Genomic DNA, 12,974 nt, shown 5'->3' on the forward strand with positions numbered 1-12,974 from the left:
AAGTTTCCTTAACACCTTCATGCGACGAGACAAAAAACTGTCGAAGCGAACGTCGTGCCTATTCTCTTCAATCTGCATTTTCAGCATTCCGGGTCCCTGGTGGCGGTTGCGGTCGGCATCTGCCTGACGGCGGGGTGGTCGGTGGCGTTGCTCACCACCGATCTCGCCGATCCGACTGCGCACGAGGCCCTGGGCTGGCGGCACGTCGCCCTCGCGCTTGCCGCCGGGCTCGGCGTCTGGACCACGCATTTCATCGCGATCCTCGCCTATCGTCCCGACCTGCTGCTTCGCTACGACGCGTTGATGACGGTGCTGTCGGCGTTCGTGGGGATCGCCGCGGTCGGGCTGCCGATGGTGGCGATCACGCAGGCACGGACGCGGGGCCAGCGCAGCCTGGCGGGCGTCGTCGCCGGTGGCGGAATCTGGTGCATGCATGCGGTCGGCATCACCGGCATGATGGACTGCGCGCATTTCTTCTCCTGGCCGACCAACGTGATCGGCCTGCTGCTCGGGGCGACAATTATGGCGGCGTGGCAGTTCGATGCGCGCTGGTCGCGTTCGCGCCCGACCGGGTGCCTGTTGTTCGCGCTCGCGGTGTGCGTGACGCATTTCGTCTCGCTGTCCGGCGACGTCGTCATCGGCAGCATCGACGAACGCCAGGGTGGCCTGTTGTCGCCCGGGCTGGTCGCTGCCAGCATGGCGTTCGCGGTTTCGGTGACATGCCTCGGCAGCCTGTTGACGTTCACCCGGATAAAGGCCGCGCGCGAGCAGGAGTCGCGGACGCTCAAGGCGGTGCTGGAGAGCATGACCGACGGGCTCGTGTTCATCGACCGGGACGGGCGGCTGCGTCATTTCAACCACCGCTTCCTCGATCTGTTCGATACGCCGGCCGAGGCGATCGCGCCGGGCCTGACGATCGACGCTTTTCTCGATGCGATCGCGCGGTATCGCGACTGGCCTGCCGAAAAGCGTGCGTTGGTCGGCGGTGCGATGAAGCAATGGGTCGAGGCAGATACCGGCTTCGACCGCGAATGCGAGATGGAGGACGGCCGGACCTATCAGATGCAGTGTCGTCCGGTGCCGCGCCAGGGCATCGTCCTGACCTTCACCGACGTCAGCGCGGAGCGGACCGCGCTCGGCGACCTCAAGCATCTCGCCTATCACGATCCGCTGACGGGGCTGGGCAATCGTCGGTCGTTGCGCGAGACGAAGGAGGCGCTGATCGCGCAAGGCGCGCCGTTCACGCTGCTGTTGATCGATCTCGACGAGTTCAAGCGGATCAACGACGCGTTCGGGCACGGCGTCGGCGACAAGCTGCTGGTGCATGTCGCGACGCAGCTCTCCGGGCTGGTCCCGCGCGACAGCTTCATCGCGCGGATGGGCGGCGACGAGATCGCGATCATCGTGCGCGAGATGGGCGAGGCGGCGACCGCGCTGGCGGAGGCGATCGTGGTGCGGTTGAGCGCCCCGGTGGTGGTCGAGGGACGCCGGCTGCTGCCGAGCTGCAGTATCGGCATCTCGGGTTTCGCCGGCGATCTCTCGCCCGAAGACCTGATGAAGCGCGCGGACATGGCATTGTACGAGGCCAAGCGGCTCGGTCGCCGGCGCGCCCAGGCCTATGTCCCGGGCCTCGCCGAACGCCTCGCCGAACGCCAGCACATCGTCGACGACCTGCACGAAGCCCTCCAGACCGCCGGCTTCACCCTCGCATTCCAGCCCGTCGTGCAACTGTCGACCGGGATCACCACCGGTTACGAGGCGCTGATCCGCTGGAACCACCCGACGCGCGGCTGGGTACCGCCAGCGTTGTTCATTCCGATCGCCGAGGAATGCGGCCTGATCGAGGATATCGGTCGTTGGGTGATCATGGACGCCTGTCGCCAGCTATCCGGCTGGTCTTCACACCTGCACGTCGCGATCAACGTATCCGCCGCGCAGCTCAAGTCCGAGGCGCTGGTGCATCACCTGACCCAGGCGATCCTGGTGCACGGGATCGCCGCCGAGCGAGTCGAGATCGAAATCACCGAGACCGCGCTGATCGACGATGCGGACCGGACCGCGGCGACGATCGACCGGATCCGCAGGATCGGCGTGAAGGTGGCGCTCGACGATTTCGGCACCGGCCAGTCGTCGCTGTCGCATCTGCGCGATTTCAAGTTCGACCGGATCAAGATCGACCGGAGCTTCGTGGTTCGTGCGGGCTTCGATCCGCGATCGATGGCGGTGCTGCGCGGGATCGTCGGGGTCGGCAAGGAACTCGGCGTCCTCACGCACGCCGAGGGTGTCGAAACCAGGGACCAGCTCGATCTGCTGCGGATGATCGGTTGCGATGCCGTACAGGGCTATCTCGTCGGACGGCCAGTTACGCCCAGCAACGAGCAGATCGAGCGGTTCGAGCGCGTTCTTCAGAAGGCTACAGCGCACCGCGAACGTCGGGGGCCGCCCGAACTACCGGAGCAGCCCCAGCGGTTTGCCGCCTGACCCGGGTCAGCGTTCGATCAGCCGATGTCGACGGGATGCGTCACGATGATCGTCGGGCGGGCGGCGGCGAGATCGCGCGCGGCGAGGCCGAACGCCTTGAAGTGATCCGACGCCATGTGCTGCTGCACGGCGGCGTCATCGACATAGAGCTCGTTGAACACGAAGCGACGCTCGCCTTCGCCTTCCTGCCATAGCTCGTAGTGCAGCACGCCCGGCTCGGCCCGCGATGCCTCGACGCAGATCTTCGCAGCGGCGACGAACGCCTCGTCCTGGCCGGGCTTGACGGTAACCAACGCAACTACCTTGACGGCCATGGCTTCGAATCCTCGAAAATTAGATGGTGCGGCCAACCTATCCCAAACATCAGCCCGTGGCGATCAATCCGGTTGCGGCCTGGAGATCGACCGAGACCAGGCGGCTGACCCCGCGTTCGATCATCGTCACGCCGAACAGGCGGTGCATCCGGCTCATCGTGACGGCGTTGTGCGTGACGACGAGGTAGCGCGTGTCGGTATCGCGCGACATGCGGTCGAGCAGGTCGCAGAAGCGCTCGATATTGGCGTCGTCGAGCGGCGCGTCGACCTCGTCGAGGACGCAGATCGGGGCGGGGTTGGTTAGGAACAGGCCGAAGATCAGGGCGACCGCGGTCAACGCTTGCTCGCCGCCTGAGAGCAGCGTCAGCGACTGGAGGCGCTTGCCGGGTGGTTGTGCCATGATCTCGAGCCCGGCTTCGAGCGGGTCGTCTGAGTCTATCAGTTCGAGGTGGGCCGCGCCGCCGTCGAACAGCGTGGTGAAGAGGCGCTGGAAGTGACCGTTCACCGCTTCGAATGCGGCGAGCAGGCGCTGGCGGCCTTCGCGGTTGAGCGTGCCGATCGAGCCGCGCAGCCGGTTGACCGCCTGGCCTAGTTCGTCGCGTTCGACGGCGTTGCCCCGCGCGGAATCTTCGAGTTCGGCGAGTTCGGTTTCGGCGACGAGGTTGACCGGGCCGATGCGTTCGCGGTCGGTGGTGAGGCGGTCGTGGGTGGCGGACTCCTCGGCTGGCGCGCGGACGTCGGCGACTGCGAAGCCGAGGCGTTCGGGGAGGACGGGGGCGGGGCATTGGAAGCGTTCGCCGGATAGTTTGCCGAGGTCGAGGCGGCGCGCTTCGTGGTTCTCGACGCGGGCGATCGCGCCGGCGCGGGCTTCGCGGGCTTGCGACAGGGCTTCGGTGGCGGCGCGGTGGGCGTCGTCGGCGGTGCGGGCGGCGGTTTCAGCGGCGCGTTCGGTGGCGAGCAGCGCGTCGGCGGCGGCGCGGGCTTCGTGGTGTTCGGCGTCGAGCGTTGCGATTTCCGAGTCGAGTGCGGCGGGGCGATCGGCGATGGCAGCTAGATCGACGCCGAGGGTCGTCTCGCGCGCGTCCATCGCAGCGATGCGTTTCGCAGCTTCACCGGCGCGCGCGCGCCAGCTTCGGGTGTCGGCCTGCGCTGCGGACAGGCGTTCGCGGTGGGTGGCGATGCTGCGGTCTAGCGTGGTGCGATCGGCGCGGGCCTGCGCGACCGCGGCGCGGCTACGCTCGGCGTCGTATTGCAGCGCGGCGACCTGGCGGGCGTTGGCGGTGCCGTCCGGGACGGCGGCCATCGCGGCTTCGGCGCGGGTGCGGTCGGCGTGGGCCTCGGCGACGTCGTCGGCGATCCGGTGCGCGCGGATATCGAGGTCGGTGCGCTGGGTGGCAAGGCGTTCGAGCGCTGATGCGGCGCGGTCTTCGTTGCGGGTGGCGTCGCGCGCGGTGGTTTCGGCGCGTTGCAGGGCGGCGCGGGCGGTTTGCGACTCGCGGCGGGCTTCGGCGATCTGGTGGTCGATCGCGGCACGGGTTTGTTCGGCGTGTTCGAGCGCCGTGGCCGCGGCGGGGCGGGCGGCCTGGAGCGCGGCGAGACGGTTGCGGCGGACGAGTCTTTCGGCGGCTGCCGCGCCGGTGCCGGTCGCGGTGAATCCGTCCCAGCGGCGGAGTTGGCCGTCGCGCGTGACGATCCGCTGCCCGACTGCGAGGTGTTGGCCTCTATCGGTGTCGACGACAAAGACCTGCGCGAGCCTGCGGGCGAGGGCGGGGGGCGCGTCGACATGCCTTGCCAGCGGTTCGGCGTCGGCGGGCGCGGCGGGGTCGTCTTCGCGGAGTTCGGCGCCCGCCCATGCGTCAAGGCCGGTGTCGAGATCGTCGCCGAGCGCAGCGGCGAGCGCGCGTTCATAGCCGGTGCTGGCCGAGACATGGTCGAGCAACCGGTCGCGCCCGCTGCGCTGTGTCGCCTTGGTGAGAGCCGCTATTTCGCTGTCGATCGCGGCGAGGTCTGCGCGGGCGGTGGCGCGGGCGGTTTCTGCGGCGTCTCGCGCGCTGGTCGCGGCGGCTTCGTCGGTGTCTGCGCGGGCGATGGCTTGGCGAGCGGTCTCGGCTGCGGCGGTCGCGGTGCGTCGGGCTTCGGCGGCGGTTTCGCGCTCTGCGGCTAGCGGAGCGGGGTCGCTAAGGGCGCGGAGGGCGGCGGCGATCTGCGCGGCATCGCGGTCCGCGCGATCGGCGCGGGTGCGGGCGGCGGCGAGCGCCGCGCTGGCGACACGCACTTCGGCGGCGTCGCGGGCCTGGGTGGCGAGCGCCTGGGCGAGGGAGACTTCGGCGTCTCGGGCTTTGCGTTCGGTGTCGGCGAGCGCGGCGTCGAGATCGGGGATCGCGGCGGTGGCGTCGGCGATCGCGGTGTCGAGGGCCCTGGCCTCGTCGGCGAGGCGGGCGAGCGCGGCGGCGGCGTCGCTGGCGAGCGATCCTTCGCGGGCGCGGTCGTCGGCGATGCGGGTGCGGGCGTCGGCGAGGTCGGCGATCCTGCGCTCGACGCCGGCTTTCTCGGTCTTGAGCGCGGCGAGGCGGTGGGCGAGGTCGCCGATGTGGTCGCGGGCGGCGAGGGCGGCGGTGCGGGCGGTCGAGACGGTTTCGACGGCGCGGTGCTGGTCTGCGGCGGCTGCGCGTTCGGCGTCGGTGGTCGCGCGGACGCGGGTTTCGGCGGCGGTGGCCTCGGCTTTGGCGGCGTCGGATGCGGCGGCGGCTTCGCGCCATCGGGCGAAGAGCGTGCGCGCCTCGGCGACGCGGATCTGTGCGGAGATCAGGCGGTAGCGTTCGGCGGCGCGGGCCTGGCGTTTCAGCGAGGCGGCGCGGGCGTCCTGGTCGGAGATGATCTCGTCGAGCTTGGCGAGGTTGGCTTCGGTGGCGCGGAGCTTGCCCTCGGCGTCCTTGCGGCGGACGTGGAGCCCGGCGATCCCGGCGGCTTCCTCCAGCATCGCGCGGCGATCGGCAGGCTTGGCGGCGATGACCGCGCCGATCCGGCCCTGGCTGACGAGCGCGGGGCTGTGCGCACCGGTGGCGGCGTCGGCGAACAGCAGGCCGACGTCCTTCGCGCGGACGTCGCGGCCGTCGATCCGGTAGGCGGACCCGGCGCCGCGTTCGATCCGGCGGACGATCTCGCGTTCGTCACCGGCTATTTCGGCAAGGATCGAGACTTCGGCGAAGTCGCGCGGCGGGCGGGTCGCGGTGCCGGCGAAGATGACGTCGTCCATGCCGGCGCCGCGCAGGGATTTCGCGCTGGCCTCGCCCATCGTCCAGCGGAGCGCTTCGAGGAGGTTCGACTTGCCGCAGCCATTGGGGCCGACGACGCCGGTCAGGCCGGGTTCGATGCGGAGGTCGGCGGGGTCGACGAAGCTCTTGAAGCCGGCGATGCGGAGGCGCTTGATCTGCATTTCTTGCGCCCCCCGACGACTGGTGCTTGATCTTACCCCGGACCGTTGCGCTGCTGTTTCCCCGCGAAGGCGGGGACCCAGACTGGGCTCCCGCCTTCGCGGGAGAACAAGCAATAGCCCGCATCAGACCAAATTTACGCCACCCCGGCGGAGGCCGGGGCCCAGTTGGAAAGGTGGCAGTAACGGAGCGCAACGCTGATCAGCGATGTCCCCCAACTGGGCCCCGGCCTTCGCCGGGGTGGTGCGGCGGGTAGGCTGCCTACTATTTCCTAAGCCGGAGCCTTACGCCCCAGCCGCCTTCAGCGCCTTCTCCATCTGGTCCCAGCTCACGACCTGGTCGAGCTTCTTGTCGTTGATCAGGAACGTCGGCGTGCCCGTCACCGTCCCCGCCTGCATCGCGTTTTCGGTGGGCTTGGCCATAACCTCGAGCTGCTTCTGGTCGGCGAGGCACGCGCGCGCCTTCGCTTCCGGGATCCCGCGCTGCTTGACGAAATCGATCGCGCCCATCTGTTCGGCGAGCTTGGTCGCGACGACCGTCGGCGGCTGGTTGGCGAGCCCCTGCTGCTGCGCGGGCGTCATCGCCTGGAGCTTGTCGAGAAACGCGATCTGGTTGCCGTACATCTGTTCGAGCAGCGGGAAGAACGGCGCGACCCCGCCGCACTGGCCGAGCAGCGTCAGCGCCACATCGGGCGCGCCGTGGACGAGGAAGTCGCGGAATTCGAAGCTCACCTTGCCGGTCGAGACGTATTTTTCCGTCAGCGGCTTGTACGCCTCGCGGGCGAACGCGCCGCAGGTCGGGCACGAGCGTGCGCCATATTCGACGAGCTTGATGGCGGCATTGGGGTTGCCCATCAGATACCCCTCGGGGGTCTTCACGACCGTCTCGGTCCAGCTCTGGCCGGCAGGCGCGGCGGCAGCGGCGACGGGTGCCGCGGCGGGCGCGTCGACGTTGCCGGTCGAATCGTTCTTCGAGCAGGCGGCGAGCGCCAGCGGCAGGGCGGCGAGGGCGATTACGAACTTCATGCTGTTACTCCAGTGGATCATTGGGCGCCGGCCTTGCGAAGCGCGGGTTCGAGCTGGTCCCAGCCGACATGGGGCACGATCTTGCCGTTGAGGTAGAAGGTCGGCGTCGAGTCGATTTCCTTCGGCGCGTCGGCGGTCAGTTTGACGATGCGGTCGATCTCGGGCTGGTTGGCGAAGCAGGCGTCGATCGCCGCGTCGGACAGCCCGCGTGCCTTGACCATCGCGGTCAGGCCGGAGCCATCGGCGTTCGCGCGGATCTGCGCGGCGGCCGGGTACATGGCGAGGCGCGCGGCGTTGCCCTGCTGATACTCGATGCCACGTTGCAGCCATTGCGGCTGTGCGGCGAAGATCGCGGACGAGGTGGCGGAAAAACCTTTCGGGCCGGTGCAGCGCGCGAGGATCGCCGCCGACAGGTCGAGCCGGTCGCGGATGAAGTGGCGGAATTCGAGGCTGGTCGAGCCCGATGCGATCATCTGGCGCTTGAGCAGGGGTTCGGACTTCACCGAGAAGTCGGCGCAGTGCGAACACGTGTAGCTGGCATATTCGACGAGCTTCACGCGCGCGGCGGGGTTGCCGATCAGGTAGGCGCCCGAGGGGAGGATGCGCGCGGTCTGCGACCAGTCGCGCTTGGGCGCGGCGCCGGTCAGCAGGAAGAGGGCGAAGACGGCAAGGAGGACGCGCATCAGGTGATCCTGGGAAGGCCGTGCGTCGAGGCGACGCCGGCGGCGAGGGATTCGAGGACGGCGCGCAGTTCCGGATCGGCGATGCCCTTCAGGCTCGCACCGAGATCGACGGGGACCGGGCGGATCGACGGCGGGGCTTTCCGCGGCACGGGGGCAGCGACCTCGCCTTGGCGGATCGCGACCTTCACGATCGCGGCATAGCCGAAGAAGCGATTGACGCGCTCGATGATCTCGGGGGCGATGTGCTGCATCATCGGGGCATGCGCGCCGCGGACTGTGAGGGTCAGGACGCCGTCCTGTTTCTTGCCGACCGGGAAGCGGATCGATTCGGGGATGCTCGCGCCGGCGAGCTTCGCGCCGACGATCTCGGGCCAGCGGCTCACGATCGACGACTGGACGAAGCCGAATCGCCGGAACGCCGCGCCGCCGATCGCGGGCAACAGCTCGGCGACCGCGCGCGAGCGATTCTCGCGCGGCGCGTCGGGATCGGTCTTGCCTTTCGTCCGGCGTGTCGCGGGCGGTTTCGGGGAAGGGCCAGGCGGCTTGCTCATCTGCAATCCCATGCCATAGGCGACGCGTGAACGCCAAGCGCTCTTCGGTCTCCGCGGCCCTGCTCGACTGGTATGACGCGCATCGCCGCGAGCTGCCGTGGCGGGCGAAGCCGGGCGAGGCGGTCGATCCGTACCGGGTGTGGCTGTCCGAGGTGATGTTGCAGCAGACGACGGTGGCCGCGGTGACGCCGCGCTTCCTCGCATGGACCGCGCGGTGGCCGGACTTCGCGAGTCTGGCGGCGGCGGACGATGCCGATGTGATGGCGGCGTGGGCGGGGCTTGGCTATTACGCGCGGGCCCGCAACCTCGTGAAGGCTGCGAAGGCCGTGGTGGCGGAGCATGGCGGGATGTTTCCTCGGACCGAGGCGGAGTTGCGCGCGCTGCCGGGGTTGGGCGCATATACCGCGGCGGCGGTGGCGGCGATCGCGTTCGGCGAGCGGGCGGTGGTGGTCGATGCGAATGTCGAGCGGGTGGTCGCGCGGCTGTTCGCGATTCAGACGCCCTTGCCGGCGGCGCGGCCTGCGATTCGGGTGGCGGCGGATTCGATCACGCCGGATGCTCGCGCGGGGGATTTCGCGCAGGCGATGATGGATCTCGGCTCGGGGATCTGCACAACGCGCGCGCCGAAGTGTCTGCTGTGTCCGATCCGCGCGTTTTGCGAAGGGTTCAAGCAGCGGGCACCGGAGCGATTGCCGGTGAAGGCGAAGAAGGCGGCCAAGCCTCAGCGCTACGGGACGATCTTCTGGCTGGAACGCGACGGTCAGGTGTTGCTGGTGCGGCGACCGGATACGGGGTTGCTGGGCGGGATGCGGGCGTTTCCGACCGGAGCCTGGGGCGAGGCAGCGCCCGGTTTCGAGGATGCGCCGGCGCAGGCGGATTGGCGGATGCTGGATGAGACCGTCGCGCACGGATTTACGCATTTCGATCTGCAACTGACGCTTGCGGTGGCGACGGTCGAGGCGCATCAACCGCGCGTTCCAACGGCAAGCGAATGGTGGCCGATCGACGACCTGGATACCGCCGGGCTGCCGACCGTTTTCGCCAAGGCCGGAAAGACCATACGCAACCGGGCCATACGGAGATCTGCATGAAACTGGTGCACTGGATTACGGGCGGCCTCGCCGCATTGGCCGCCGCTACGGCCTATGCCCAGCAGGCTCAGCCGCGCCCGCAAGTTGGCCCGCAGCCTTCGCCTCAGGTTCGCTCGACGCCTCGGATGACGATTCCGGTGCGCGCGCTTTTGCCCGCGACGACGGCGCTGTTCGATGGCTACGTCGCGCAGGACAAGATGCCGGGGATCGTCGGGGCGTTCGGCGTCGGCGACGGTCCGACGATGTTCCCCTCCGCGGGCAGGATCAGCGACGACCCGAATGCTCCGGCGGCGGGCCCCGACTCGCTGTGGCGCGTCTACTCCATGTCCAAGCCGATCACCGGCATGGCCGCGATGATGCTGGTCGAGGACGGCAAGCTCAACCTCGACGATCCGGTCAGCAAATACATCCCGGCGTTCAAGGACATGAAGGTCGCGACCAGCCCCGACACCTCGCTCGCCACGCGGCCGGCGACGCGGCCGATCACGATCCGCAACCTGCTGACGCATACCGCCGGGCTCGGCTACACGATCGTCACCAAGGGGCCGCTGCTCAAGGAGTATGAGCGGCTCGGCATCCTGCCGCTGTCGGTCAGCGCGGCGATGGAAGAAAAGATGCGGCCCGTCCGGCCGAAGTCGCTCGAGGAGTTCGCCAACCGCGTCGCGACGCTGCCGCTGATCGCGGACCCCGGCACCAAGTGGAGCTATTCGATCGGGCTCGACGTGATGGGGCGGGTGATCGAGGTCGCGAGCGGCATGAGCTTCGAACGGTTCGTGCAGACGCGGCTGTTCGATCCGCTCAAGATGAAGTCGAGCTTCTGGCAGGTGCCGCAGAGCGAGGTCGGGCGGCTCGCGACCAACTACGCGTTCGTCGGCGACACGCGGACGCCGCTCGATCCGGCGGCGAACTCGGTGTTCCTGCAGAAGCCGAGCTTTCCGTACGGTGGCGCCGGGCTCGTGATGTCGGCGCGCGATTACGACCGGTTCCTGCACATGATCCAGGACGGCGGGACGCTCGACGGCGTGCGCGTGATGAAGCCCGAGACGATCGCGCTCGCGACGTCGAACCTGTTGCCGCCGGGCGTGGCCTATGGCGGCGTGAGTGGCGGTACCGGCGGCACGAAGGGCAGCAACATGGGCTTCGGCGCGGGCGGATCGGTGGTACTCGCGACGACGCCAAACGGGCCGGGCAAGGGTACCTATGCCTGGGGCGGCGCGGCGGGGACGATCGCGTGGGTCGATCCGCTGAAGCATTCGCGCGGCAACGTGATGGTCAATTACTTCCCCGCGGACCGCATTCCGCTCCGCGAGCAAGTGGTCGCGGCGCTGATGCAGGACGCAGCGAGGTTGCGCCGATGAGCGTGATGGAGGCACCGGGCTTCACGGGTGGGACGCTCGACCGGTCCGATGCGCTGCGCCACGATCCGGAGGGGCTGGCAGCGGCGCAGCGGGATTTGCGGGCGCGGTTGCTGGTGCTCGACGGGTTGCTGCCGGGCACGACCGACGACGGGCGGCTCGCCTGGACGTCGATGGCGGACATGCCCGACGATGCCGATCCGATCCTGCTCGGGCTCGACGAGAGCGGGCGGCCGCATTTCGCGGCGTTGCTGAATGGGATGCGCGTCGACAATGCGCCGGCGATGCGGTCGCCTGCGCTGATGGCAGTGCTCGCCGCCCTCGCGCCGGGTGAGGCTGCGACCTATGCTGGCGCGCGCAGTGTCATCGACTGGCATGTGCGGCATGGCTTCTGCGCGAAGTGCGGATCGCCGACCGAGGTGTTCCGGGCCGGGTGGGCGCGGAAGTGTCCGAACTGCGCGGCCGAGCATTTCCCGCGGGTCGATCCGGTGGTGATCATGATCGCCGAGCATGACGGGCGCGCGCTGCTAGGGCGCGGCAAGGGGTGGCCGCCGGGACGGTATTCGGCGCTGGCGGGGTTCCTGGAGCCGGGCGAGTCGATCGAGGAGGCGGTCGCGCGCGAGATCGTCGAGGAGTCTGGGGTTCGCGTCGGCAAGGTGCGCTATGTCGCGAGCCAGCCCTGGCCGTTCCCGTCGTCGCTGATGGTCGCGTGCGTGGCGGAGGCGGAGGACGACGCGATCACGCTCGACGTGAACGAGCTTGAGGACGCGATGTGGGTGCCGCGGGAAATGGTGCGCGCGGTGTTGCGGGGGGAAGAGGGGCCGTTCCTGCCGCCGCCCCCCTATGCGATCGCGTATACGTTGTTGAAGGAATGGGCGGGGGAATAGGTCTGCCCAAAGAATAACGCACTCCCCTCCCTGAAAGGGAGGGGTTGGGGGTGGGTAGGTCAGCTTTAGCCGCCACGGTTCGAGCTTGCGGAAGCCGACCCACCCCCGTCCCCTCCCTTCCAGGGAGGGGGGGAAGTAGCCCGGCTTACGCCGCGATCTTCAGATCCTGCATCACGTCGGCGGTGATCGACAAGCTCCGCTTGCGCGCGTCATGATCGTAGATCGCGCTGGTCACCATGACCTCGTCCACCCCGGTCCGCTCGATGAACGCCGCGATCCCGCGGGCGACCTTGGCCGGGCTGCCGACCGCCGAGCATTGCAGCACACGGTCGAGGATCTGGTTGCCCTGCGCGCCGAGCGATTCGCGGTAGCCGGCGAGGGGCGGCTTCATCTTGCCGGGGTTGCCGGTACGGAGCGCGACGAACGACTGTTGCTGCGAACTGGCGAGCAGCTCGGCCTCGGCATCGGTGTCCGCGGCGAATACGTTGAAGCCGGCCATCGCGTGCGGCTTGGCAAGCCGCGCCGACGGGCGGAAATCGCGGCGGTAGATCGCCAGCGCGGCATCGAGCGCGTCGGGCGCGAAATGCGAGGCGAAGGCGTAGGGCAGGCCCAGCGCGGCGGCGAGCTGCGCGCCGAACGTGCTGGAGCCGAGAATCCACATGTCGACGTCGGCGCCTGCACCCGGCGTGGCGACGATCCCGGTCTGGCCGTCGTTCGCGAAATAGCTCTGCAACTCCATCACATCCTGCGGGAAGGCGTTGGCGTCGGTCTCCAGCGTGCGACGCATCGCACGCGCGACCCGCTGGTCGGAACCGGGTGCGCGGCCGAGGCCCAGGTCGATGCGGCCTGGAAACAGCGCGTCGAGCGTGCCGAACTGCTCGGCGATCGTCAGCGGCGCGTGGTTGGGCAGCATGATGCCGCCCGCGCCGACGCGGATGGTGCTCGTGGCTGCGGCGATGTGCGCGATCACCACCGCGGTCGCGGCCGAGGCGATCCCGGTCATGCCGTGATGTTCGGCGACCCAATAGCGCTGGAACCCGACGTTCTCGGCGTGACGCGCGAGATCGGCCGCGTTGGCGAGCGATTGGGAGACGGTGCCGCCTTCGAGGACGGGAACCAGATCGAGCAGGGAGTAACGTGTCATGCACCAGAG

General features: G+C 69.1%; 10 protein-coding genes. 4 read left to right on the plus strand and 6 right to left on the minus strand.

The window, feature by feature from the left end; all coding sequences use genetic code 11:
* The first annotated feature begins 54 nt into the window (after positions 1-54).
* Complete coding sequence (locus NLI89_RS13760) at positions 55-2,481, plus strand: bifunctional diguanylate cyclase/phosphodiesterase (RefSeq protein WP_254687531.1); 2,427 nt, start codon at positions 55-57, stop codon at positions 2,479-2,481.
* Positions 2,482-2,498: 17 nt separating this feature from the next.
* Here the strand turns inward: NLI89_RS13760 and NLI89_RS13765 are convergent, their stop codons facing one another.
* The 5 genes from NLI89_RS13765 to NLI89_RS13785 form a co-directional block, all read right to left on the minus strand.
* Positions 2,499-2,795 carry a putative quinol monooxygenase gene (locus NLI89_RS13765; RefSeq protein WP_254687532.1) on the minus strand — a complete coding sequence of 99 codons (297 nt, stop codon included), beginning with the start codon at positions 2,793-2,795 and terminating at the stop codon, positions 2,499-2,501.
* A gap of 49 nt (positions 2,796-2,844) precedes the next feature.
* Entirely contained in the window at positions 2,845-6,231 is a 3,387-nt protein-coding gene (gene smc, locus NLI89_RS13770; RefSeq protein ID WP_254687533.1) for a chromosome segregation protein SMC, read from the minus strand.
* 282 nt (positions 6,232-6,513) lie between these two features.
* Positions 6,514-7,254 (minus strand): thioredoxin domain-containing protein, encoded by a 741-nt coding sequence (locus tag NLI89_RS13775; RefSeq protein WP_254687534.1) that lies wholly within the window; start codon positions 7,252-7,254, stop codon positions 6,514-6,516.
* A gap of 17 nt (positions 7,255-7,271) precedes the next feature.
* Positions 7,272-7,937, minus strand: coding sequence for a thioredoxin domain-containing protein (locus NLI89_RS13780; protein WP_254687535.1), 666 nt, complete (start codon positions 7,935-7,937; stop codon positions 7,272-7,274).
* Positions 7,937-8,488, minus strand: a complete 552-nt coding sequence (locus NLI89_RS13785; protein ID WP_254687536.1) for a DUF721 domain-containing protein — start codon at positions 8,486-8,488, stop codon at positions 7,937-7,939. Before NLI89_RS13785 ends, NLI89_RS13780 begins: the two co-directional genes overlap by 1 nt.
* 26 nt (positions 8,489-8,514) lie before the next feature.
* Here NLI89_RS13785 and mutY point away from each other — a divergent pair, with 26 nt between their 5' ends.
* From mutY to nudC, 3 genes are read left to right on the plus strand one after another with little or no spacing between them, the layout of a single operon-like run.
* Complete coding sequence (mutY, locus tag NLI89_RS13790; protein WP_254687537.1) at positions 8,515-9,579, plus strand: A/G-specific adenine glycosylase; 1,065 nt, start codon at positions 8,515-8,517, stop codon at positions 9,577-9,579.
* Positions 9,576-10,937 carry a serine hydrolase domain-containing protein gene (locus NLI89_RS13795; RefSeq protein WP_254687538.1) on the plus strand — a complete coding sequence of 454 codons (1,362 nt, stop codon included), beginning with the start codon at positions 9,576-9,578 and terminating at the stop codon, positions 10,935-10,937. The genes mutY and NLI89_RS13795 overlap by 4 nt, the downstream gene beginning before the upstream one ends.
* A gap of 5 nt (positions 10,938-10,942) precedes the next feature.
* Positions 10,943-11,821, plus strand: coding sequence for an NAD(+) diphosphatase (gene nudC / locus NLI89_RS13800; protein WP_254687564.1), 879 nt, complete (start codon positions 10,943-10,945; stop codon positions 11,819-11,821).
* A 145-nt stretch (positions 11,822-11,966) separates the two neighbouring features.
* On the opposite strand, the gene NLI89_RS13805 is transcribed toward nudC, so the two are convergent.
* On the minus strand, positions 11,967-12,965 hold the full coding sequence (locus tag NLI89_RS13805; RefSeq protein WP_254687539.1) for an LLM class flavin-dependent oxidoreductase: 999 nt from the start codon (positions 12,963-12,965) through the stop codon (positions 11,967-11,969).
* Positions 12,966-12,974 lie beyond the last annotated feature (9 nt).

It is taken from the genome of Sphingomonas faeni (assembly GCF_024273235.1).
Classification (GTDB): domain Bacteria; phylum Pseudomonadota; class Alphaproteobacteria; order Sphingomonadales; family Sphingomonadaceae; genus Sphingomonas; species Sphingomonas faeni_A.